General features: G+C 54.1%; 28 protein-coding genes. 18 read left to right on the forward strand and 10 right to left on the reverse strand.

The annotated features are described in order from the left end of the window. The first annotated feature begins 4 nt into the window (after nucleotides 1–4). The 6 genes from AYK82_RS10800 to AYK82_RS10825 all read left to right on the forward strand — a co-directional run bounded on the left by AYK82_RS10800 (nucleotide 5) and on the right by AYK82_RS10825 (nucleotide 3,833). A complete protein-coding gene (locus AYK82_RS10800; RefSeq protein WP_068315225.1) occupies nucleotides 5–634 on the forward strand; it encodes a thymidine kinase in 630 nt (209 codons plus the stop codon). A 28-nt stretch (nucleotides 635–662) separates the two neighbouring features. Next, the gene (locus tag AYK82_RS10805) at nucleotides 663–950 is read left to right on the forward strand and encodes an HlyU family transcriptional regulator (protein WP_068315228.1); all 288 of its coding nucleotides are present in this window, start codon (nucleotides 663–665) and stop codon (nucleotides 948–950) included. Nucleotides 951–1,053: 103 nt separating this feature from the next. Further along, the gene (gene pgsA / locus AYK82_RS10810; protein WP_068315229.1) at nucleotides 1,054–1,626 is read left to right on the forward strand and encodes a CDP-diacylglycerol--glycerol-3-phosphate 3-phosphatidyltransferase; all 573 of its coding nucleotides are present in this window, start codon (nucleotides 1,054–1,056) and stop codon (nucleotides 1,624–1,626) included. Nucleotides 1,627–1,656: 30 nt separating this feature from the next. Then, nucleotides 1,657–1,908, forward strand: coding sequence for a molybdopterin converting factor subunit 1 (gene moaD, locus AYK82_RS10815; RefSeq protein WP_068315722.1), 252 nt, complete (start codon nucleotides 1,657–1,659; stop codon nucleotides 1,906–1,908). 43 nt (nucleotides 1,909–1,951) lie between these two features. Continuing rightward, nucleotides 1,952–2,419 carry a molybdenum cofactor biosynthesis protein MoaE gene (locus tag AYK82_RS10820; protein ID WP_068315232.1) on the forward strand — a complete coding sequence of 156 codons (468 nt, stop codon included), beginning with the start codon at nucleotides 1,952–1,954 and terminating at the stop codon, nucleotides 2,417–2,419. A 172-nt stretch (nucleotides 2,420–2,591) separates the two neighbouring features. Continuing rightward, entirely contained in the window at nucleotides 2,592–3,833 is a 1,242-nt protein-coding gene (locus tag AYK82_RS10825) for a multidrug effflux MFS transporter (RefSeq protein WP_156453323.1), read from the forward strand. Nucleotides 3,834–3,886: 53 nt separating this feature from the next. On the opposite strand, the gene AYK82_RS10830 is transcribed toward AYK82_RS10825, so the two are convergent. Further along, entirely contained in the window at nucleotides 3,887–4,783 is an 897-nt protein-coding gene (locus tag AYK82_RS10830; protein ID WP_068315235.1) for a branched-chain amino acid aminotransferase, read from the reverse strand. Between the two features lie 322 nt (nucleotides 4,784–5,105). On the opposite strand from AYK82_RS10830, the gene AYK82_RS10835 reads away from it, so the two are divergent. From AYK82_RS10835 to AYK82_RS10845, 3 genes are read left to right on the forward strand one after another with little or no spacing between them, the layout of a single operon-like run. Continuing rightward, nucleotides 5,106–5,585: a MarR family winged helix-turn-helix transcriptional regulator gene (locus AYK82_RS10835; protein ID WP_068315238.1), complete on the forward strand. Its 480-nt coding sequence runs from the start codon at nucleotides 5,106–5,108 to the stop codon at nucleotides 5,583–5,585. A gap of 16 nt (nucleotides 5,586–5,601) precedes the next feature. Further along, nucleotides 5,602–6,300, forward strand: a complete 699-nt coding sequence (locus AYK82_RS10840; RefSeq protein ID WP_068315241.1) for a response regulator — start codon at nucleotides 5,602–5,604, stop codon at nucleotides 6,298–6,300. Nucleotides 6,301–6,314: 14 nt separating this feature from the next. Then, nucleotides 6,315–7,694 (forward strand): ATP-binding protein, encoded by a 1,380-nt coding sequence (locus AYK82_RS10845; RefSeq protein ID WP_068315244.1) that lies wholly within the window; start codon nucleotides 6,315–6,317, stop codon nucleotides 7,692–7,694. Nucleotides 7,695–7,715: 21 nt separating this feature from the next. Here AYK82_RS10845 and AYK82_RS10850 read toward each other — a convergent pair whose 3' ends face one another. The 4 genes from AYK82_RS10850 to AYK82_RS10865 form a co-directional block, all read right to left on the reverse strand. Next, a complete protein-coding gene (locus tag AYK82_RS10850) occupies nucleotides 7,716–8,066 on the reverse strand; it encodes a tRNA-binding protein (RefSeq protein WP_425272575.1) in 351 nt (116 codons plus the stop codon). Nucleotides 8,067–8,086: 20 nt separating this feature from the next. Beyond that, nucleotides 8,087–8,776, reverse strand: coding sequence for a hypothetical protein (locus tag AYK82_RS10855; RefSeq protein ID WP_068315249.1), 690 nt, complete (start codon nucleotides 8,774–8,776; stop codon nucleotides 8,087–8,089). A 100-nt stretch (nucleotides 8,777–8,876) separates the two neighbouring features. Next, nucleotides 8,877–9,377 (reverse strand): type III secretion system chaperone family protein, encoded by a 501-nt coding sequence (locus tag AYK82_RS10860; RefSeq protein ID WP_068315251.1) that lies wholly within the window; start codon nucleotides 9,375–9,377, stop codon nucleotides 8,877–8,879. A gap of 273 nt (nucleotides 9,378–9,650) precedes the next feature. Continuing rightward, entirely contained in the window at nucleotides 9,651–9,935 is a 285-nt protein-coding gene (locus tag AYK82_RS10865; protein WP_068315254.1) for an accessory factor UbiK family protein, read from the reverse strand. A gap of 224 nt (nucleotides 9,936–10,159) precedes the next feature. On the opposite strand from AYK82_RS10865, the gene lgt reads away from it, so the two are divergent. The 9 genes from lgt to ychF all read left to right on the forward strand — a co-directional run bounded on the left by lgt (nucleotide 10,160) and on the right by ychF (nucleotide 18,674). Continuing rightward, nucleotides 10,160–10,987: a prolipoprotein diacylglyceryl transferase gene (gene lgt, locus AYK82_RS10870; RefSeq protein WP_068315729.1), complete on the forward strand. Its 828-nt coding sequence runs from the start codon at nucleotides 10,160–10,162 to the stop codon at nucleotides 10,985–10,987. After that, on the forward strand, nucleotides 10,988–12,067 hold the full coding sequence (locus tag AYK82_RS10875; RefSeq protein ID WP_068315257.1) for a class I SAM-dependent methyltransferase: 1,080 nt from the start codon (nucleotides 10,988–10,990) through the stop codon (nucleotides 12,065–12,067). 145 nt (nucleotides 12,068–12,212) lie between these two features. Next, nucleotides 12,213–12,998, forward strand: a complete 786-nt coding sequence (gene pgeF / locus AYK82_RS10880; protein WP_068315732.1) for a peptidoglycan editing factor PgeF — start codon at nucleotides 12,213–12,215, stop codon at nucleotides 12,996–12,998. Nucleotides 12,999–13,017: 19 nt separating this feature from the next. Then, the gene (locus tag AYK82_RS10885; protein WP_068315259.1) at nucleotides 13,018–14,178 is read left to right on the forward strand and encodes a M24 family metallopeptidase; all 1,161 of its coding nucleotides are present in this window, start codon (nucleotides 13,018–13,020) and stop codon (nucleotides 14,176–14,178) included. A 73-nt stretch (nucleotides 14,179–14,251) separates the two neighbouring features. Continuing rightward, a complete protein-coding gene (locus tag AYK82_RS10890) occupies nucleotides 14,252–14,755 on the forward strand; it encodes a hypothetical protein (RefSeq protein ID WP_068315262.1) in 504 nt (167 codons plus the stop codon). A 227-nt stretch (nucleotides 14,756–14,982) separates the two neighbouring features. Beyond that, entirely contained in the window at nucleotides 14,983–15,915 is a 933-nt protein-coding gene (locus AYK82_RS10895) for a ribose-phosphate pyrophosphokinase (protein ID WP_068315265.1), read from the forward strand. A gap of 262 nt (nucleotides 15,916–16,177) precedes the next feature. After that, nucleotides 16,178–16,783 carry a 50S ribosomal protein L25/general stress protein Ctc gene (locus AYK82_RS10900; RefSeq protein WP_068315267.1) on the forward strand — a complete coding sequence of 202 codons (606 nt, stop codon included), beginning with the start codon at nucleotides 16,178–16,180 and terminating at the stop codon, nucleotides 16,781–16,783. A 38-nt stretch (nucleotides 16,784–16,821) separates the two neighbouring features. Further along, entirely contained in the window at nucleotides 16,822–17,568 is a 747-nt protein-coding gene (pth, locus tag AYK82_RS10905) for an aminoacyl-tRNA hydrolase (RefSeq protein ID WP_068315269.1), read from the forward strand. A 5-nt stretch (nucleotides 17,569–17,573) separates the two neighbouring features. Beyond that, a complete protein-coding gene (gene ychF, locus AYK82_RS10910; RefSeq protein ID WP_068315272.1) occupies nucleotides 17,574–18,674 on the forward strand; it encodes a redox-regulated ATPase YchF in 1,101 nt (366 codons plus the stop codon). A 111-nt stretch (nucleotides 18,675–18,785) separates the two neighbouring features. Here ychF and AYK82_RS10915 read toward each other — a convergent pair whose 3' ends face one another. From AYK82_RS10915 to AYK82_RS10935, 5 genes are all read right to left on the reverse strand, one after another. Then, on the reverse strand, nucleotides 18,786–19,631 hold the full coding sequence (locus AYK82_RS10915) for a DeoR/GlpR family DNA-binding transcription regulator (protein WP_068315276.1): 846 nt from the start codon (nucleotides 19,629–19,631) through the stop codon (nucleotides 18,786–18,788). Next, nucleotides 19,624–20,457, reverse strand: coding sequence for a DeoR/GlpR family DNA-binding transcription regulator (locus AYK82_RS10920; protein ID WP_068315279.1), 834 nt, complete (start codon nucleotides 20,455–20,457; stop codon nucleotides 19,624–19,626). The genes AYK82_RS10915 and AYK82_RS10920 overlap by 8 nt, the downstream gene beginning before the upstream one ends. A gap of 8 nt (nucleotides 20,458–20,465) precedes the next feature. Next, a complete protein-coding gene (locus AYK82_RS10925; protein ID WP_068315282.1) occupies nucleotides 20,466–20,966 on the reverse strand; it encodes a GNAT family N-acetyltransferase in 501 nt (166 codons plus the stop codon). Between the two features lie 191 nt (nucleotides 20,967–21,157). Beyond that, nucleotides 21,158–21,700 carry an adenine phosphoribosyltransferase gene (locus tag AYK82_RS10930; RefSeq protein WP_068315285.1) on the reverse strand — a complete coding sequence of 181 codons (543 nt, stop codon included), beginning with the start codon at nucleotides 21,698–21,700 and terminating at the stop codon, nucleotides 21,158–21,160. Nucleotides 21,701–21,854: 154 nt separating this feature from the next. Next, nucleotides 21,855–22,733: a cytochrome c1 gene (locus AYK82_RS10935; protein ID WP_208976461.1), complete on the reverse strand. Its 879-nt coding sequence runs from the start codon at nucleotides 22,731–22,733 to the stop codon at nucleotides 21,855–21,857.

Raw genomic sequence — 22,733 nt, forward strand, 5'->3', positions numbered from 1 at the left:
ATCCATGGCAAAGCTCTACTTCAACTTCTCGGCAATGAACGCGGGCAAATCCACTTTGCTATTGCAGGCCTCCTATAACTATCAGGAGCGCGGCATGCAGACCCTGCTCTTCACCGCCGCAATTGATGACCGCGCTGGCCTTGGCGAGATTGCCTCACGTATCGGCCTCAGCGCGCACGCCCACATCTTTGCTGATGACCTCGACATGTTCGCCTACATCGAAGCCAAGCAACAAGCAGGTCCGCTACACGCCATTTTTGTCGATGAAGCACAGTTTCTCAGCACAGAACAAGTTTGGCAGCTCGCACGCGTTGCAGACAAACTGAAACTTCCTGTTATGTGCTACGGCCTGCGGACAGATTTCCAGGGCAAGCTGTTTCCCGGCAGTGAAGCGCTGCTGGCCATAGCAGATATCCTGCGCGAAATTCGCACCATCTGTTGGTGCGGAAGCAAAGCCACCATGGTCGCACGTATGGACGAAAATGGTAACATCGTCGATGAAGGCGCTCAGGTCGTCATCGGCGGCAATCAAACCTACATTTCGTTGTGTCGTCACCACTGGCTCGAACGCCAGCTCTCTCCGACCAAGACTGAAGACATTACTTGTACCCCCGCCGAAGCGACGGTAGGGTAATATCCTTGCTTTAGTACATGAGGAACACATGAAATTTTTGCGCAATCTCTTTTCAATGTCATCCGCGTCTGGCGAGGCTGCCGCTGTCGCTACCGATGAGTTTCAGGGTTATAAAATCTATGCTGAACCGACGAGCCGCGGTGCAGGCCAATGGCAAACCGCAGGCCGCATCACCAAGCAGTTTGGCGAGGAAACCAGAGAACACCAATTTATCCGTGCAGACACCCATCCATCCAAAGAAGGTGCAGCCGACTTCTCTTTGCAAAAAGGACGCCAAATCATACAGGAACTTGGCGATAGTATCTTTGATGCCTAGCCCTCATGGCCTTTGAACAGGATAAACACCGCAGCTTTTTGTTGCACCTTTTAGCTGGGCGGCGTAAGACGGCGTAAGCCCAGCACCAAACTGCAAGGTTCAAATGTCCAAGCGTATTCTTTTTAACCTCCCGAACGTTTTGACTTATCTGCGCATTGCCGCAGTGCCGGCAGTCGTAGTCTGCTTTTACTTCCCCGGTCATACAGCACGATGGGTTGCTCTGGCTATTTTTGCTTTGGCGGCGATCACCGATTTTTTCGACGGTTATCTCGCCCGGGCATGGCAGCAGCAATCCGCCCTTGGCCGCATGTTAGACCCGATCGCCGATAAACTCTTGGTTTCGGTGTGTTTGCTCGTGCTAACATGGCGCGGGACTATCGGAGATATCTCTGTCATTGCAGCACTTATCATCCTGTGCCGTGAAATCCTTGTCTCAGGTTTGCGCGAGTTTCTAGCGGAACTGCGCGTTTCTGTGCCGGTAACCAAGCTAGCGAAGTGGAAAACCACGCTCCAACTGCTTGCCCTCGGGTTTTTACTAGCTGGCCCGGCTGGCGACGCTGTGCTTCCCTATACTTCACAAATCGGTGTAGCTCTGCTTTGGGGTGCTGCCATTCTCACGCTATATACCGGCTACGATTACTTTCGCGCTGGCATTGGACATCTTCTAAAGTCCTAGTATCAGGATGACGACATGAGCGGAAAAAGCATAAAAATAAGATACTTCGCTTGGCTGCGAGAGCGCATCGGCAAGGCGGAAGAAACCATCACACTGCCACAAGGCGTAGCAACAGCGGCCCAGCTTATCTCGTGGCTTTCCGCAACAGATGAGGGCTATGCCTACGCCTTTGAAGAGCCCGACACCATCCGCATCGCACTTGACCAAGAGCATGCGGAAGCCGACGCGGCACTGGCTGACATCAGTGAAGTAGCCTTTTTTCCACCTATGACAGGCGGGTAAAACTTCAGCTTATTCTGTCTGCTTTCGTCAATTTGGAGTGCCCATGAGCCAAGCGACCGTAACACTGCGTGTACAAGAGCAAGACTTCGACCAAGCAGTAGAGTTGGCAAGCTTAACCGCTGGCAAAACCAATGTTGGCGCTGCAGTGGCATTTGTTGGTTACTGTCGCGATGAAGAAGGCACACTTAACTGTCTGGAATTAGAACACTTTCCCGGCATGGCAGAAAAACAAATAGGCACCTTGTGCAAAAAGGCCAGCGCCCGCTGGCCCCTGAGTGGCCTCACAGTTATTCACCGCCACGGCAAAATTAAGCCCGGTGAGCAGATCGTCCTTGTCATCGCCACCAGCCGCCATCGCCGCGCAGCTTTTGAAGCCGCTGACTTCCTTATGGATTACCTCAAGACAAGCGCCCCTTTTTGGAAAAAAGAGCACAAAAAGGATGGCAGCAATCCAAGCTGGGTTGTAGCCAAGGCCCAGGATGACCAAGACACCTTACGTTGGGAAAAATAATTTCCCTAACCCTTGCACCTCTGAAAAATACTGATCATACTGTTCCTCCCGCCGGTCTTAAGACCATGGTGCAGTTGTCTTCAAAACACCCACTCTAATAACATGTTAAGCAATTCTCGAGTAATGCTGCTTTGATCTAGCGGCATGCCCTGTCTTCGATCTAGGAAAATACATGTCTCAACCTGCGAAAAAAACGCCGGGAGCCTCCCCTTCCGGCCTGCCTTTTGCTGAAACGCTCGCGCTTGTCGCAGCGCTAATGGCCCTGAACGCTCTGGCCATCGATGTCATGTTGCCGGCATTACCAGCCATAGGCAGCGCTCTACAAATAGATGCTCACAATGACCGACAGCTCATTATCACCGCCTTCTTGATTGGCATGGCTGTCGCCTCGTTGGTTTTCGGGCCTCTTTCAGATTCCATAGGCCGTAGAAAGGTTCTTTTAGCAGGCCTTGCGATCTACAGCATCGGCGGAGTTATCTCGTCCATTGCAACCAGTTTCGAAGCTATGCTTGCCGCTCGCTTCCTCCAGGGCATTGGTGCCGCCGCACCTCGCGTTGCAACCATTTCCATGGTGCGCGATTGGTATTCAGGTCGCGAAATGGGTCGGGTCATGTCCCTAGCAATGGTCGTCTTTATGTCTGTGCCCATTGTGGCACCGTCCATCGGCCAGCTCATCCTGAGTTTTGGCGAATGGCGCGCAATCTTTGCGATGTTGACAATCGTGGGAATATTGCTGTTTATCTGGCTATGGGTGCGCTTACCCGAAAGCTTAAAGCCGCAAAACTCACGCCCCCTGTCATTCTCCGGCACTCTACTAGCGTACATTAAGGTCATGAGAACGCCGATTACCGTTGGCTATATGCTGGCGATGAGCCTGATCCTCGGCACGCTCTTCGGCTTTATCAACTCGGCGCAGCAAGTCTTTGTTGATGTTTTTGGCCTGCAGGACGAATTCCCGATCATGTTTGCCCTAATAGCCTCAACAATGGCCGCCGCGTCTTTCCTGAACGCCAATTTGGTTCGCCGCTTTGGTATGCGAAAACTCGCCCATGGCGCCATGTTAGCGTTCACAGCAGCAAGCTTGGTCGGCACCACATTGGCCGCAACTGGCTTACAAACTGTGACCAGCTTTATGATCATTCAGTGCCTTTGCATGTTTTTCTTCGGCTTCATCGGCTCTAACTGTAATGCCATGGCCATGGAACCAATGGGCAGTCTGGCAGGCGCCGCTTCTTCGGTGATCAGCTTCTTTACCACACTGATCGGTGCAGTACTTGGCGCATTGATTGGTCATGCGTTCAACGGCAGCACCGCTCCACTTACCACCGGTTTTGCTGTGCTGGGCGTACTGGCCATCGTGGTCGTATATTTCACCGAAGGCCAACGCTTGTTTACACCCAAAAATGAATCCTAGACGCAAAAAGGGGCGGCCTCACGCCGCCCTTTTAAACGTGCATTTACAGTTGGTTACTCAGCCGCTTGTGCCGCAGCATTTGGCTGAACAACTGCATCATAATCTTCAACCAGCTGTTTCACGATCTCTCCGACTTCGAAGTTGTAGTCTGCAATTTCGCGCACCGGCGTCACTTCAGCCGCTGTCCCTGTTAGGAAGCATTGCTCGAAATCAGCCAGTTCCTCAGGCATAATCGCCCGCTCGATCACGTTAATCCCGCGCTGCTTCGCCAGATCGATAACCGTCCTTCGGGTGATCCCGTCAAGGAAGCAGTCCGGCTTAGGAGTGTGGATCTCGCCATCCTTTACGAAGAACACATTTGCCCCGGTAGCCTCAGCCACCTGCCCGCGATAATCCAGCATCAATGCATCAGCATATCCTGCTGCCTCAGCCGCGTGCTTGGAGATGGTGCAAATCATGTAAAGACCAGCCGCTTTGGCTTTGTAGGGCGCCGTTGCCGGGTCTGGTCGGCGGTATTCCGCCATACCCAAACGCAGCCCCTTCAAGCGTTCTTCCATTGTGAAGTAGCTTGGCCACTCCCAAGCAGCAATAGCCAAATGAATGGTGTTGCTCTGCGCAGAAATTCCCATCATCTCGCTGCCGCGCCATGCAACCGGGCGGAAATAGGCATCTTTCAAGCCTTGACGCTCCAACAACTCATAGCAAGCCTTGTTGATGTCATCAGCGCTGTAAGGTATCTCGAAGCCAAGCTCACGGCCTGATGCGATGAGGCGATCAGTGTGCTCTTGCAGCTTAAAGATCACGCCGCCATACGCCCGCTGCCCTTCAAATACAGAGCTGCCATAGTGCAGGCCATGCGTCAGCACGTGCACTCTTGCGTCGCTCCATGGAACAAACTCGCCATCATACCAGATAACGCCTTCGCGCTGATCAAATGGAACCCCGGCCATAACCTTCGCCTTCTTTCCTGTGACGAACAATTCACAGTGCCGCCTTCGTAATGCAGACAACGTGGCCTGTTCGCTTTAAAGCTGTTAGATATTTACAAATTCACCGTTATCGGAGCGCGGCAGCCTTTGTGGCCACCTGTTCCAATAACGCGATACGAACAAGAGAAGCAATGAACGCAAACTTTCTACGCCAACTTTGTTCTTTTGTTTCGCATCCCGTGAGTGTTTGGTAACATTTCACAGGCGATAAGTCAACATAGCTGACCCTTTTTGCCTGATTTTTTTGTGGCTCACCATGTCGTATCACGATAGGAAAGCATCTATGGTCTTGAAAACGCAAAAAGAACCCCGATTTGACCTCATCGAGTTGTTGTTTTTTGCTTATCGCGATTTTACCGGGGACCCAGATACCCTACTCACCGAAATCGGCTATGGCCGTGCGCACCACCGTGTACTGCACTTCGTTAACCGCAATCCGGGGCTGCGCGTTTCTGATCTTCTTGAAATTCTTAAGATAACCAAGCAGAGCCTAGGCCGTGTCCTCAAGCAGCTTGTTGACGATGGATACATCGAGCAAGCCCCGGGCGAGCAAGATCGCCGCGAGCGCCTGCTCCACACCACGCCGACGGGCAATGCACTTTGCAAGAAACTCGCCTATCTTCAAACCAAGAGAATCAACGAAACCATTGCCAAGATGCCAGATGGATCCGATGAGACGATTCGCCAGTTTTTGTATCTAATGATCGACGAGTCCCAGCGCGGCGCAGTCGCCGCCATGATTGCGAAAAAGCAAAAAACCTAAGAGAAGGAAGCAGCAGGTGTCCGCACAACCACCAACCGACAACGCCGCCCACCTACTGCTCATCGACGATGACAGCCGCATCCGCGACCTGCTAAAGCGTTTTCTAGGCGAGCAAGGGTTTCGTGTCACTGATGCCGCCGATGCTTTCGAAGCGCGCCGTCGCATGCAGGGCCTCAGCTTTGACCTGTTGATATTGGATGTCATGATGCCCGGCGAAAGCGGACTGGAGCTGGCCCGCGACCTGCGCAAAACCAGCGCTGTTCCAATTCTCATGCTCACCGCTCGTTCTGAAATCGACGACCGCATCAATGGCCTTGAAGCAGGCGTTGATGACTATATGGCAAAGCCGTTCGAGCCGCGCGAATTGTTGCTGCGGATCAACGCCATCCTCCGCCGGGGTGGCCCAAAACAGGCAGAACGTGCCGAAACCCTGCAGTTCGGCCCCTTCATCTACACAGTTGAGCGCGGTGAGTTAAAAAGGGACGAGGACTATGTTCGCCTTACTGATCGTGAAAAACATATCCTCAATCACTTTGCGGAGAAGCCGGGCCAGACTGTTGCCCGCTCCGAGCTTGCCAGCGCGGACACCGCCCAAGGTGAACGCACAGTCGATGTGCAGGTAAACCGATTGCGCCGCAAGATCGAAGAGGACCCCAGCAACCCACTCTATCTGCAAACCGTGCGTGGCATCGGTTACCGCTTGATCACCAACTAGGCAAAACTGGCGCAATGGTAAACTTCAAAGGCGTGTCTCTTCCAAGGTGGCTATCGCCCTTACTTGCCCCCTACAGATTTGTTGCAGGTTGGCTGCATCGGCACTTGCCCAAGGGGCTGTACTCTCGTGCCCTGCTGATCATCATCATGCCAATGGTTATCTTGCAGTCAGTACTCGCCTTCGCCTTCATGGAGCGCCATTATGACCTCGTCACTCAGCGCTTATCTCAGGCCGTGGTAAAGCAAATCCGTGCTGTGGTGACGATGGACGAAGAATTTTCCGGCCAGAAAATCGACGAGCAACTTAAAATCGTTGCAGGCAGCATGAGCTTGTCACTCGCAATTCTGCCACTGGAACCCTTGCCACCGCCAAAACCCAAACCATTCTTCGATTTGGTTGATCGCTATATGAGCCGCCAGATCGCGACCACGATTGACAAGCCATTCTGGATCGACACCATTGGCAATTCTCGCTTTGTCGAAATTCGTATTCAGATGCCCGATAAAACCCTGAAGTTTGTTGCCCGCCGCTCGCAGGCGCATGCCTCGAATTCTCACATTTTTATCGTTTGGATGGTGGCAACCTCCTTCGTTCTGGTCACCATTGCCGTTCTGTTTTTGCGCAACCAAATTCGCCCGATTGTTCAGCTCGCCAATGCAGCCGAGCGATTTGGCAAAGGGCGAGAGCTGGTCGAATTCCGCCCTCACGGCGCACGTGAAGTCCGTAAAGCCGCGCTTGCCTTTATGGATATGCGCCGCCGTATCGAACGGCATGTAGACCAACGCACCACCATGCTCGCCGGTGTCTCCCACGATCTACGCACCATCCTCACACGTTTCCGCTTGCAGCTCGCTCTGTTTGAAGACAGTCCGGAAGTACAGGCTTTGCGCGATGATGTCGATGAAATGAGCCGCATGCTGGAGGACTACCTGTCCTTCTCCAAAGGCAGCCAGCAAGAACAGCCAACCCAAGTCGATGTAGCGTTGATGCTGGAAGATCTCGAAGTCGAGGCAGAAGTCGTCGGCGCACAGGTGAGCTCCCACTTCGAGGGTGACCCGAACGTAATCCTGAAAGCCCAGTCTTTCCGCCGCTGCCTGCTGAATTTGGTTTCCAACGCTGCCCGTCATGGCAAAACTGTCCGCATGCAAGGCAACCGAACAGACGATTGGCTCGTCGTAACCATTGATGATGATGGGCCCGGCATTCCGCCAGAAGAGCGGGAGAACGTCTTCCGTCCCTTCCTACGGCTGGATACCTCGCGCAATCAAGACACGGTCGGATCCGGCCTCGGCCTCGCCATTGCCCGAGACATAGTCCGTTCTCATGGCGGCGATATCTTCCTGCGTGAAGCCCCATTGGGTGGCTTGCGTGTGCGCTTGCGTGTACCGATCTAAATCGGCCAAGAGCACCGTTGCTTAATGCAACCGCCCGCCATTTGGCACAGCTTTGTCTACGCCGATAAGGCGAATAGCACCTTCATCATCATCAAGCCCTAAAACCAAAACCTCGGACATGAATTTGCCGATCTGGCGCAACGGGAAGTTGACAACAGCCAGAACCTGTCGCCCGACCAAATCTTCAGGCGCATAGTGCACAGTGATCTGGGCGGATGAGCGTTTGACACCTATCTCCTCGCCAAAATCTACGCGCAGCTTAATCGCAGGCTTGCGCGCTTCAGGAAACGGCTCAGCCTCGACAATAGTGCCAACGCGAATATCGACCTTTAGAAAATCCTCAATACCAATAGACGGTGTTTGCTCACTCACCAGCAACTCCATAAAAAATCTTAGGCAGTATGTTCTGCGGCCTCCGGCCTTCTACGCTTGCGCCTCCCGGCAGCCATCGCCCCGGCAACACATGAAGCTAGTCGAAAGCTCTTCACCGCAACAGGTTGCAGGCAAGCTTCTACCCTTGCAACCCGTGAAAGCATGTTTTCTCCGCGACGCAACACACGGTCCAACTCGCTCATCGTGCGAGGCTTGGCCTCATCGTCCTCTTGCAGCCAAACCCGCATGACCTGAACAAAGCCCAGCGCCAACCCGCGTGCAGCCACCTGCCGCACAATCCCCTCACGAGCCGCAGCACAGGCATCCAGCATCCAGTGCATACTGCGTGTCTCAAGAGAAAGCAGAGTGCCTGCAAAAACGGGATCCTTGCACGCGGCTGTATCCAGCGCCAGCAGAGCCGCACTGTCCGCGCTCAGTGCATCAAGCCTGTTCATTAAGCAATCAAACAATTGTTCACGTACGGGTTCACCGGCTAAATCCGCATCAATTTGCGCCAATACCTGCTGATCAACCTGCGTATAATACCAAGCAAGGATATCGCTGCGGCGGGAAAAACAGGCCCGAACTTCGCTTAAGGATACCTGTGCTCCCTCTGCGATTTCGGCAAAACCGACCTGCTCAACCGGCGCGGTGGCAAGGCATTCCAAATAGGCTCGGCAGATCTTCGAGCGCGTCTTGTCCGTAGGCATAAGGCTCTCCTGTCGCTGGCTAGGTGCAGTCCCGCACCCAGCGCAGTATAGGAGTAAAACGTAAGCCCTGCCAAGCAGCCAACCACTGAGCCAATGCGCCCTAGGCTTCTCCCGCTGTTTCAAACATCACGGTCTCCATCGCTTCCGATGCGCTTTTCCCAGCCCAAATCACAAATTGTAGCGCCTGATAGTAGCGCTCACACGCATCTAGGGAGTTGGAGAGCATAATCTGGATTTGCTGGTCGTTTGCCTCGGCCCCACCGGCCAGCAGCAGAGACTGGCGGAAAATCACCAAGCCCTCCCGGCTCCATAAATCAAAATGCCCCATCCACAATTGCTCGTTAATGGACGAAAGCAACGTCAGCACTTCGACCTTGCGCGCTGCGGGTACTTTTTGATCAAACGCGGTGGACATGTGCAAGGCTTCCACCTCCTCCATCCAGGAGAATGTGACATGATAGTCGCACCAAGCACCACTTACAGAGATTGAAATTTCATCATCGCCCAAACGCTCGAACGACCAATCATTGAGCGCCGCCAGACTTTCAATTGCATCGACAGGGTTGTTGGGCGCTTCGAAATCTAGATCCAATAGGCTCATGCGGGGCCCTCATTCTGGCAGACTGCGCCTCTCCCAATGTTTGGCGAGGCGCACAGGATGCGGCAGCTACGGCACTTGCGCGCTCTTGTCCAGCAACTTTACGTGTCGTCAGCCACTTATATTTATAGCCAACAAGACGAATCCGCTTACCCAATGACTATAAGGGCAGCCGATCCTTCCGCGATACACATCCAGCCAAGCAAAACTCGTGAAACTTGTGGACGACAGCCACTCGCCCACAAGATATTTCAAGCCCTGTTAATAGCGGATGCCTCAGCAGTCGCTATCCTTGTTTACAGTGTTCTCACCTGCGCCGATTTTTTCTTCTAGTTCAGCAAGCCGAGCCTCGAGCCGCCCAACTTCGTCCAGCGCTTTGGCTGCCATATCTTTTACAGTGTCAAACTCGTCCCGGTGGATCAGATTCATATCAGCGACAAAACGCTCAACCTGCGCCTGAAAGGCTGTCTCCACTTCGCGCTTCGCCCCTTGCGCCATACCGGCGGCATCGGTCATCAACTTGGCAAACTCATCAAAAATGCGATTGTTCGACTGGCTCATCCGGCCCTCCAAAGACTAATCCTCTTAAACTCAACTATTGCCTCACTCGCGGAACTTCAAGAGAAGAGCGCTCTCCCCCGCAAAAAATGTGGGGCTATGCACCGCAAAACCGCTATGCCGTCTCTCTTCCTCTCGCCAACTTGGCAACCGCTTGCTATCACATGGCCAAAGATCTGGGCTTATCGCCCGCGCCCGAAAGCTACAGCACGAAGGACTGCATTCTCATGCCGCTTTTCGCCCTTCCGTTCCCGCAGATAGATCCCGTGCTCATCGAGTTCGGGCCGCTTGCTATCCGCTGGTACGCACTAGCCTACATCGCCGGCATCCTGCTCGCGTGGCGCTATATGTTAAAAACCTGCGCCAATGATATACTTTGGCGGGCAATACCGCACCCCAGCGCGCAAGACATCGACGATTTCCTCGTCTGGGCCGCGCTTGGCATCGTTCTAGGTGGACGCCTTGGCTACATCTTGTTTTACAATCTGCCATTCTATCTGGATAACCCGACAGAAATTTTTGCAGTTTGGCACGGAGGCATGGCTTTTCACGGAGGCTTTCTTGGCATGATCGCGGCCATGCTGCTTTTTGCCAATAAACGTAAACTTCGCGTTCTCACCCTGTTTGATCTGGCCGCAATCTCCGCGCCGATTGGCCTGTTTTTTGGTCGTATCGCCAATTTCATCAATTCTGAGCTTTGGGGCCGCCCTACTGATGTGCCGTGGGGGGTCGTCTTCCCGACAGGCGGACCAGAACCGCGCCACCCCAGCCAACTCTATGAAGCCGCACTTGAAGGAGTTCTACTGTTTCTTGTGCTGCGCCTGCTCTCACACCGTTTCAAGCTTTTACAAAAACCGGGCGCGATAGCAGGCTGCTTTGCCATTGGCTACGGCATGGCCCGTTCGTTTGTCGAACTATACCGCGTGCCAGATGCCCATATCGGCTACTTAAGTGGCTTTCTAACCATGGGCATCCTTTTGTCGCTGCCAATGATACTGGCTGGCCTTGCCTTGCTCCTTTACGCCGTAAAACGCAGTCCAGCAAAGGCAAGCTAAATGTCGCCAAGCCCACTTCTGCAAAAGATCAAGTCGCAAATCTCGCTACATGGTCCCATGAGCATCGCCCGCTACATGGAGCTGTGCCTGTCCGACCCAGATCACGGCTACTACACAACCCGCGATCCCTTTGGCGCTCAGGGGGATTTCATCACCGCTCCAGAGGTTTCCCAGCTCTTTGGCGAGTTGTGCGGCGCTTGGTTGCTGCAACGCTGGCTGGAAGATGGATGTCCCAAAAACTGCGTCATTGCCGAAATTGGGCCGGGGCGTGGCACGTTAATGCGAGACATGCTGCGCGTTTTTGCCCTGCGCCCCCAGTTCATGCAGGCAAGCACCTTGCATCTAGTAGAAACCAGTCCCTCCCTACGTAAGATACAGGCAAAGAAACTCCGCCCCTTTTCGATCAAGTGGCATGACAGCATCCACACCTTACCGGACGGGCCACTCTATCTCATCGCCAATGAGCTTTTCGATGCGCTGCCCATCCAGCAATTCCAATGGGCAAACAACAAGTGGTACGAGCGCGCCATCGGCCTTGATGATGACGGCAACCTCGCCTTTGGCCTCGCAGCGGCAACATTATCGCCAGATCAAACCGGCCTGCCTATTGGCACCATACCGCACGCAGGCGATATCCTTGAACTTTCCGCTGCCTCCACTGCATTAATTCGAACCTTGGCAGAACGCATCAAATCGGACGGTGGCAGTGCACTACTCATCGACTACGGTTACACCACAACGACCTGCGGAGACACCTTCCAAGCGCTGAAGGCCCATCAGGCAATCTCTCCATTAGAACAGCCGGGTGATGCCGATCTGACCGCCCACGTGAATTTTGAAAGCCTCGCCAATACCGCTAAGGCACAGGGCATACACACGTTCGGCCCAATCACACAGGCAGAACTGTTGCTTGGCCTTGGTTTGCTAGAGCGCGCAGGCCAACTTGGCACAGGCAAATCAGCAAACGAGCAGGAAAGCATCCGCAAAGCAGTAGAGCGCCTCGCCGCAGATAATGAAATGGGTACGCTGTTTAAGGCCCTTGCCATCTCGCAAAATCCCAAGTGCCCCCCTGCGTTCTAGCTACGCAGTTTAGCGAGCTCCACCCCCGGGCTGTGAGAACGCTCCAGAGCTTTTCACGCACGCCCAATTGACAGCGCCGCCCCTGCACCCCAACATGTCTCGCCAAAACAACAGGCTGAACAACGCCAAACAAGTGAGGACATTTGTGCAACTCAACGCGGTCCAAGCAAACGCATTATCGCAGATCTCAGGCCTCACCCACGGCTTCTTCGGCCGCGAGGGCGGGGGCTCCACGGGGCTCTACAACAGCTTGAACGTTGGCAAGGGCTCGCAGGATGATCGCGACAGCATTCGCCGCAATCGCGAACGCATCGCCAACGCGCTGCAAGTAGCGCCCGCAAACTTGGCAACAGTTTATCAAGTGCATTCAGCCGATGTCGTAACCCTGCACGCCCCCTTCCCCGCCGAAACCACCGCGCAGCCTCCCCGCGCCGATGCCATCGTCACCGCCACCAAAGGGCTCGCCATCGGCATCTTAACCGCCGATTGTGGCCCGGTGCTCTTTGCCGATCCAGACAAGAAAATCATCGCTGCCGCCCATGCAGGCTGGCGCGGCGCCAAAGCAGGCGTGTTGGAAAACACCATTGACGCTATGTGCAAGCTTGGTGCCGAGCGCGCCAACATCATTGCTGCAATTGGCCCGATGATATCCCAAGATAACTACGAGGTCGGTCCAGAGTTCCACGCAGCTTTTACAGAGGAACGCCGCGAAGACGTCGTCTTTTTTAAACGAGCCAACAAGCCCGAGCACTTCAACTTTGATTTACCTAGCTACATTGTAAAGCGCCTTAAAGGCACAAAAATCGGGCACATTGAGAATCAAACCCGTTGCACCTACGCGCAAGAGAGCCAGTACTTCTCTTATCGCCGGGCAACACACGCACAACAACCAGACTATGGCCGCCAAATCTCGGCGATTGCAATAAACTGAATAAACAAGGGGCATCCCAATGGCGCTTCACTTTTCATCAGAAGAATTTGCCCGCAGGCGGGCCGCATTGGACGCCTTGCTGGCCGAGCGCAAACTCGACTGCCTGCTGATTTTCTCGCAAGAAAGCATGTATTGGCTCAGCGGTTACGACAGTTTCGGCTTCTGCTTCTTCCAGTGCCTCATCTACCGCCCGGGTGAAGAGCCAATTCTGCTAACCCGTTCGCCAGATTTGCGCCAAGCTCGCCACACCTCCAACATCAATGATATCCGTGTTTGGATTGATGTGGCTGGCAAGTCTCCGGTATCGCAAGTGAAAGACATGCTGTTCGAGCTGGAGTTGCTTGGCACCCGCATTGGTGTCGAGTTTGACAGTCACGGCCTGACTGCCGCCCGCGGCCGCGAGCTGGATGACTCGCTGCGCTCCTTTGCCGATATTGAAGACGCGTCCTATCTCATCTCTTCGCTGCGCCTTACAAAATCTGAAGAAGAACTAGTTTACGTGCGCAAAGCCGCCGAGTTGGCCGACCAAGCCTTTACAGATGCACTCGCCGCGACCAAACCCGGCGCCAACGAAGCAGATATTCTGGCCGCCATGCACCACGCCATCTTTGAAGGCGGCGGCGATTACGCTGCCAATGAATTTGTGCTCGGCTCTGGCCGCGACGCCCTGTTGTGTCGTCCTAAATCCGGTCGCCGCACCCTCGCCGATCATGATCAGATGACAGTGGAACTGGCCGGGGCCTATCGCCGTTATCATGCGGCCCTCATGCGCACAGTAGTTATTGGCGAGCCAACACCCCGCCATCTGGAATTGCATCAGGCCGCCTGTGCCGCGCTCTCCGCCATCGAGGATAAGATGCGTCCGGGCTTCACTTTTGGCGATTTGTTCGACGCCCATGCGACCGAGCTGGACAGCCGTGGCCTCACAGCCCATCGCATCAGCGTTTGCGCCTACTCCTTGGGCGCACGCTTCGCGCCAAGCTGGATGGATGCCCCTTACCTTGCCTACAAGGGCAATCCTCAGCCGATCGAGGCCAACATGGTCCTGTTTGCTCCGATTATGCTTATGGATTCAGACAGCGAAACCGCCATGACCTTAGGCAGAAGCTATATTGTTGCAGACAACGGCCCCGAACCGCTCTCGCAATTATCACTCGACCTCCCGCAAAAGCTGCTCTAAGACTAGCCTATTCATTTTCGAGAGAGAAAACCGCAGCAGGGCTGGCCCTGCCACTTGCAAAAATGGGATTCCAATGCTGAACGTCGCCAATGCAGCCAAATTCTGCGCCCTAGCCCTTGCGCTTGCTTTAGCCGCATGCGCTGACAACCCGCTGCCCCGCGCCGACATCTCCGGCATGATTGAAAACCAGTCAACCCCGCCGACCGTTCCTGCTGATCGCGCAACCATTGCCTTTGAACAGTTCAGCGGCATCCCCGGCAATGAGGCTGACGCCCTAGCCCGCTTGATCGCCGAGCGAGCCAACGTAGCCAAGCTCAATCTCGTGCGCCGCATCGGGGCCCCGGCCACCTATCGGGTTCAGGGACATCTCTCCGCCTCTGGGTTCAAAAACACCAGCACCATTCACTACGTGTTCGATGTATATGATTCCAGCGGCAAACGCGTGCACCGCATCGAGGGGCAAGAGCTCACCAAAGGCAACCCCGGCGACCCATGGGGCTCGATAGAATCGGGGGCGCTCAAACGAGTCGCCGCACGCACCGTTGCCGCCCTCGATGCATGGTTGCATAGCTCCTAAGCCCCCATTTGTAGAAATTTAGCCACGGCAAATAACCAGAAGCGCGAAAAAGCACCCAATTCATCCCTTCTTGCTATTGTCGGGCCTTGCTCAGGTTGCTACAAGGCCCGCGCAAGCTGCACCCTTGTAGCGGCAAAAGATCAAGTTCCACACCTCGGAACCCTGTTCCAGTTCTACCTTTACAATCGCCTAGGTAGAACCCACAGCCCAAGAAGGACTTGCGGGTCATGAAAATCATCGCGGGTAACTCCAATCGCGCGTTGGCTGAAGAAATCTCAAAGTATCTGGATATTCCACTGGCATCTTGTCAGGTCCGCCGATTTGCGGATCAGGAAATATACATTGAAATTCAGGAGAATGTACGCGGTGAGGATGTTTTCATCATCCAGCCGACAAGCTACCCCGCAAACGATCACCTGATGGAATTGCTGATCCTGATTGATGCGCTGCGCCGCTCTTCGGCTCGCCGCATCACCGCCGTAGTCCCTTATTTCGGCTACGCCCGGCAGGACCGCAAGCCGGGGCCTCGCACCCCAATTTCAGCAAAGCTGGTTGCCAACCTTATCACGAATGCCGGTGCTGACCGCGTTCTGACCATCGACCTGCACGCTGGCCAGATTCAGGGCTTCTTCGATATCCCTACCGACAACCTTTACGGTGCGCCGGTCATCACACGCGATATCAAAGAACACTACAACACCGAAAACATCATGGTCGTGTCACCCGATGTTGGCGGCGTTGTACGGGCCCGCGCCCTCGCTAAACGCATCAATGCGCCATTGGCTATCGTTGACAAGCGTCGTGACAAGCCCGGGGAATCCGAAGTGATGAACATTATTGGTGATGTAAATGGCTACGAATGCCTGCTCGTAGACGACATCGTTGATTCCGGCGGCACCCTGTGTAACGCCGCAGATGCTCTGTTGAAGAACGGCGCCAAGTCTGTAACTGCATACATCACCCACGGTGTATTGTCAGGTGGCGCGGTGGCTCGTGTATCTGCCTCCAAGCTGAAAGAGCTGGTGATTACCAACTCCATCGAGCCAACCGCCGCTGTGCTGGCTGCGCCAAACATTCGCACCATGTCTGTGGCCCCGCTGTTGGGCGAAGCCATCAACCGCATTGCGCAAGAGCGTTCGGTCTCCAGCCTGTTCTTCTAGGGCACTGAAAAACCGAGTTTTAGCAAGCAAAGTCAAAGCCGGGGCCCGCCCCGGCTTTTCTTTTACAAAAAATAGCAGATTCTCTGCACTTGCGAGGGTTGTTTCCCATCGAAGCGCTTGCCCTGTTATCGCTAATCGGCTATATCCTGCCTCGCACGTCGTCACCCTTGGAGGAGGCGTGCACCACGGGCCGCTAAAGCTAAGGTGTATTTACACCTAACGCATGCGGCCTTCATTCTATCGAATACTAGGAGATACCACCATGGCAAACAGCTATGAGCTGAAAGCAACGGTGCGTGAACGGGCCGGCAAGGGGGCCGCTCGTGCAGCTCGTCGTCAGAACCTCGTTCCAGCCGTAATCTACGGTGACAAAAAACCGGCAGTTACCATCAACCTGCCTTTTAAAGAAGCTTCCATGACCCTGCATAAGGGTGGCTTCCTGTCCCACATCGGCACCATCGATCTGGACGGCGAGAAAATTACCGTAATCGCTAAAGACTTCCACCTGCATCCGGTTAAAGACTTCCTGATGCACGTTGATTTCATGCGCGTTGCAGCTGACGCTCAGCTCACCGTAGAAATCCCTGTGAAGTTCATCAACGAAGACAAGAGCCAGGGCCTCAAGCTCGGCGGCACCTTGAACATCGTTCGTCACACCGTTGAAATGGTTGTACCAGCCTCTAACATTCCAGAGGCAATCATTGTCGATCTGGAAGGCGCTGGCCTTGGCTCTTCCCAGCACATCTCTGCTGTAGAACTGCCAGCAGGTTGCACCCCAACCATCACCGACCGTGACTTCACCATCTCCACCATCGCAACTCCAGGTGGCGGTGCTGCGGCAGCTGAAGAAGCTGAAGGCGAAGAATAAACCTGAGACTGCGTAGATCTGTGCTGGGAGACTGGTAGATGAAACTCTTTGTCGGCCTTGGTAACCCGGGCGCGAAATACGCAAGTAACAGGCACAATATTGGCTTCATGGCGGTTGATGAAATTCATCGCCGCCATGGCTCTTTCACCCCTTGGCGTAACCGCTTTCAAGCGCAGGTAAGCGAGGGTACACTCGCAGGCGAAAAACTGCTCCTTATCAAACCGCAGACTTATATGAATGAGTCAGGCCGCTCCATCGGCGAGGCGATGCGGTTTTACAAGTTGCAGCCAGAGGATGTGTATGTCCTCTATGATGATCTTGATCTGGTTCCCGGAAAATTCAAAGTCAAAGCCGGTGGCGGCCACGGCGGCCACAATGGCCTGCGCTCGGCAACGGCACACATCACCGACAAGTACCGGCGCATTCGCCTTGGTATCGGCCATCCCGGCCATAAAGACGCTGTACACCACTGGGTGCTCGGTGATTTCGCCAAGGCAGACAACAAATGGCTTGAGCCACTGCTTGATGCAATCGCTCAACATGCGGACTTGCTGGCCAATGGCATGGACAGCCAATTTGCCAACAAGGTCACCCTAACCATTCGCGGGGAAGCCCCGCAAAAACCGGCAAAACCCAAGAACCCTAAAAACGGTGAGACGGTAGCCACCCCTGAACGCAGCGGTGAACATGCGACAGGCGCCGGTAAAATCACATCAACCAAAACATCTCCAAAAAAAGGACCGCTCGCCTCCGGGCTGGAGCGGCTGTTCGGCTCGAAAGGATAACACTCATGGGCTTTCAATGCGGCATCGTTGGCCTGCCCAACGTTGGCAAATCAACTCTGTTCAACGCGCTCACCAAAACAGCGGCAGCACAGGCGGCTAACTACCCGTTTTGCACCATCGAGCCGAACACGGGCGATGTGGCAGTTCCTGATCCACGCCAAAATGCCATTGCTCAAATCGCTGGCTCAAAAGAGATTATCCCAACCCGCCTCACCTTCGTTGATATCGCTGGCCTTGTGCGCGGTGCTTCTAAGGGCGAAGGCCTTGGCAACCAGTTCCTCGCCAACATCCGCGAAGTAGATGCCATCGCCCACGTGCTGCGCTGCTTTGAAGACAGCGACATCACCCACGTAGATGGCAAGGTAGACCCGATTGCCGACGCTGAAACCGTCGAGACCGAACTTATGGTCGCCGATATGGAAAGCCTTGAAAAACGCATCTCGCCGCTGAAGAAAAAAGCGCAATCCGGCGATAAAGACGCAAAAGCGCAACTGCCCATCATGGAAGCTGCCTTGGAGATCTTGCAGGAAGGCAAACCAGTACGCATGCTGGAACTGGCTGACGAAGAAGAACGTCGCCAATTGCACTTGCTGAATCTGCTTACCTCCAAGCCAGTGCTCTACGTATGTAATGTAGAAGAGGATGCTGCTGGCGAAGGCAACGCGCTTTCTGAAAAAGTGGCCAAGATGGCCGCGGAACAGGGCAACGCACATGTTGTTATCTCCGCCGCTATCGAGGCTGAAATCGCCCAGCTCGACGCTGAGGAAGCCAAAGAATACATGGCAGACATGGGCCTTGAGGAGCCGGGCCTCGATCGCCTTATTCGTGCAGGCTACAACCTGCTGGAACTCATCACGTACTTCACGGCTGGCCCTAAAGAAACCCGCGCTTGGACGATCACCAAAGGTACGAAGGCACCTCAGGCTGCTGGCGTTATCCATACTGACTTTGAGCGCGGCTTTATCCGTGCCCAAACCATTGCCTATCAGGATTATGTAGAGCTAGGCGGTGAAGTGGCTGCCAAAGACGCAGGCAAAGCGCGTGATGAAGGTAAGGAATATGTTGTTCAGGACGGCGATGTGATGCTGTTCAAGTTCAACACCTAACCCACGCACAGCTTTGCTCAGGCAAATAAACGGAAAAGGCGCCACAATGGCGCCTTTACTTTTTGCACTGGAGCAAGAAGCTTGATTACATCATGCCGCAGGTGCTTTCGCTTATAGATCTAACAGAACCAATTCTTCAGGCGAATCCTCGTCTATTTCTGCAAGAATGAGCCGCCGTGCACCGCCCTCACCTGCCAGCAGCTTGCGTCCTTGTGCCCCAAGCCCATCATCGCTGATAACAATGTCCGCTTCGCGTAAATGAAACGCGGCAGCCTTATCTTTCACCCCGACTTTCGCACTATTTGCCAGCACGAGCACCTGTTGTGCCCTCGCGCTGATCCGACAAGCAAAGGCTGCTTCCTCTTCGGTTCCGTAGTACAACACACCATCAACGCTAATAGCATTTGGGCTCACTATTCCCCAATCATAGCGCCTCGCCGCAATGAATGCCTCCGCCTCATCCCCAAGAATGGATTGGCCATCGCTTTGCATCCACCCCCCTGCCAGATGAACTTCCAGTTCTGGCTGGCGCTCGGCAACAATCGCAGAGAGGCTCAAGCAGTTGGTATAGACAGAAGATACAGGCACTCCAGCCAAATGCTGCGCAAAAATGGTCAAGGTGCTGCCTGCTTCAACTGCAACCACATCTCCCTTGCCAAGCAGCTCGGCCGCGCTTCGTCCGATCAAGTACTTTTGCAAGTAGTCTTGCCCCATGCGCTTTACAAAGGGCCGCATCTCACGCTTTGCAGTGAAGACAAAGCGATCATCAAGTATCGCAATAGCTTCACCGCTTGCTTGCAGCTCTACCGCTTCATTAAAAAGCTCTTCAGCCGAGCTTCCTGTTAGCTGCACGGCAAGCTCCAGACTTAATGATCCATGCATCGCAACAAGCGGCAACAACGAGGGCGCACTCTGCTCAACATTATCAAAGCTTAGTGGTAAAAACTCTTTAGACATCCAGCAACACCAACTCATCGTCAACCCGTGTAACAGGTTTCACGAAAACCACCTCGGGATGGCCCATTTGCGCAAGAACATCACCAAAAACAGCAAGGTCTTGCGGGCGCATATCGCTTACCATCGCCTCAACATGCTGCCCTTCTGCCAAGCCAGAATAGTTGGACCGTTGCCCGAGCTTGCTTTGATCTGCAAGCACAATCACCCGCCTCGAGCCTCTGCAGATCGCCCGGGCTATCAACGCGTCCTCCTCCTCATAATAAGCCGGACCATATCGCGGATCCATCACGGCCGGGCTAAGCACGCCCAAGTCTGCATCTGCGTTTTCAAATGCCTCGATTACGCGTGGGCCAACAAGGTTGGAGTTGTGCGCGCAGACCTCCCCACCCGTTACGCGTAGTTTCAAAGAGCCTCTTGCGCTCAGCGGCTTTAGGGAAAGCGGAGAGCAACTAATAACCTCGAGGTTCTTTTTGGCTTGCAACGCGCGGCAAAAGTAGACGCTGGTACTGCCTCCCTCCACCAACACTCTTCGGCTTTCTCCGACCAACTCAGCAGCGGCTTCACCAATCGCTGTTTTCTCTCCACTATGCAGCTGCATACGGACGCTAAGAGCTGGCTCAGGCAACACATCTATGCAAATGACGTTCAAACCACGCAGGCAAACCAAGCCAGCCGCCGCTAAGACCTTTAGTTCGGCAGTGAGCTCTCTTGCAGGAACCTGCAACAGCGCATGTAGTTTGTTGATATGCAACGATCTTTGCGCACGCAACAACTGCAAGATCTGCTCAGCTAAAGAGCCAGATGTATAGAGCCGACGATCAACCACGGTGGCCCTCAGTCCTCCATGCGTCGTTTCGGTAGGCTTCTGGCAAACACCACTTCATCACGGATAGGAATACCATGTAAGCCGGTAACCGGAATTTCCGGTTTTAATTCGCGTTCACGGTCTATCACACCCTGAACAACCGCCTCGAGACGAAACCCACGTCTTTGATAAAAGCGAAAAGCATCCAGATTGTCGTTTGATGTACGAACCATAAGCCGTTCAATGTGAGCCTCAAGTGCGCCATCCACACAGCGGTCTAGCAGCTGCGTCCCAATTCCCCCCCAACGGCGTAAAGAATCAAGCGTGAGAATTTCCCACTCACTTTCCCGCTTAATCAGCGTAACTAGCCCCACCAGCTCATCATCATCAAAAGCTATAAAGCCGGGTAAAGCTGAACCATTCACCATCTCGCCATCGATCAAGATCTCCGGACTTGTCCAGCGCCGCACCAAAAGGTCAATAACTTGCGCGCGGTCACTCTCCTCAATCGCGCGAGTGGTAATAGCCATGCGTCCCCTCCAAAATAGATCAACTCAATTTTCGCGGCCAAGCGCCATGTCAAGCGTGCTGGTAAAACTACTCCCGAACCAGAACTGCGTGCTAGCCTTGCACTTTCCCGCATTAAATTCAAAACAAAAAACCGCACAACCCTTTGGGTAATCTCGCCTTATCAAGCCGCGCGCAGCACTAAATAATCCAGCTAGTGGCCAGCAAATTCCACCAGTGTCCGCACAGGTACCCCAAGCGCCTCAAGCTTCTCTTTACCGCCAAGGTCTGGCAGATCTACGACGAATGCCGCAGATACAATGTGCGCACCAGCCTGTTGCAGAAGCTTAGCAGCTGCTACCGCTGTGCCACCAGTTGCAATAAGATCGTCGACTAGAATAACCTTCTGACCCGGTTTGATCGCGTCCCTATGGATCTCAATTACATCCGTGCCATATTCCAGTTCGTACTCCATTTCGATCGTATCACAAGGTAATTTGCCTTTCTTACGGACTGGCAGAAAACCCGCACCAAGCTGGTGGGCGATCGCCCCGCCGAGAATAAATCCCCGCGCTTCAACACCTGCAACCAGCTCTACTCCCGCACCCTGCCAAGGGGCTACCAACGCATCCACACTCTCGCGAAACGCCTCTGCATCAGTAAGCAGAGTCGTAATATCTCTAAAGATAATACCGGATTTGGGATAATCGGGAATGGAGCGAATGACATGCTCCAGCTTATGCGCAAGCGTTTCCATTGTATCAGAGGATCCTTTTCGAGGGGCTTTCCCGCGTATCTAGCACTATTTGCTCACATGCTTCAAGGCAGCTGCAACGCCGCATCTCAATGGTAAGCACCCACAAAAAAAGGGCACCCAAAAGGGTGCCCCGTTACCTGTCAGCTAAGTAGACCTAGTGGTCGACGTCACGCCAAATCTTACGCTTGGAGTAGTAGAGCAAGCTTGCAAACACCATCAGGAAGCCCAAAACACCAAGACCAAGCTGTTTACGCTGGTCAAGCTTCGGCTCTGCGGTCCACATCAGGAATGCAGAAACGTCGCGTGCATATTGGTCAGTGGTCATTGGGGTACCGTCTGCATACTCAACTGCCTCATCGAACAGCGGTGGTGCCATTGCAATCCCGCCACCGGTCAGATGCAGCTCAGCACATTCTGCTGGCAACGTACCGCCGATGAATTTCGGGTTGAAGTAGTTGGACTGCTCGCCCGCACAAGCTGGAAACTCTTCTTCGTAGCTTGTCAGCAGGTTGTAGAGATAGTCTGGGCCGGATTCTTGATACTGCGTGAACAGATCAGAGAAGAACTTCCAGCCACGGCCAGTTGCCCGTGCCTTTGCAATCAGAGAAAGATCAGGCGGCAATGCCCCGCCGTTAGACGCCTTTGCCTGCTCATCGTTTTCAAATGGCGCAGGGAAACGATCAAACGGCTTGGCAGGACGCTCGAACATGTCACCATCTTCGTTAGGTCCATCAACAACAGTATACTCTGCTGCCAGTGCCTTGACTTCTTCCTCGGAAAAACCCGGGCCACCCTCTTCTGCAAGATTGCGGAAGGCAACGTAGTTCAACGAGTGACAAGAAGAACATACTTCCTTGTACACCTGAAAACCGCGCTGCAGCTGCGCCTTGTCAAACTGACCAAATGGGCCCGAGAAGGACCACTTCTGCTCTTCGATGTGTGGGCCGGCCCCGGCTGCGAGAGCCGAGCCAGACAGCGCCACACCAGCCACCAGTGCGGCCACGCGAGCAGTATTGAACATATACTTTTTCAT

Source organism: Polycladidibacter hongkongensis (genome assembly GCF_001561995.1).
Lineage (GTDB): Bacteria > Pseudomonadota > Alphaproteobacteria > Rhizobiales > Stappiaceae > Pseudovibrio > Pseudovibrio hongkongensis.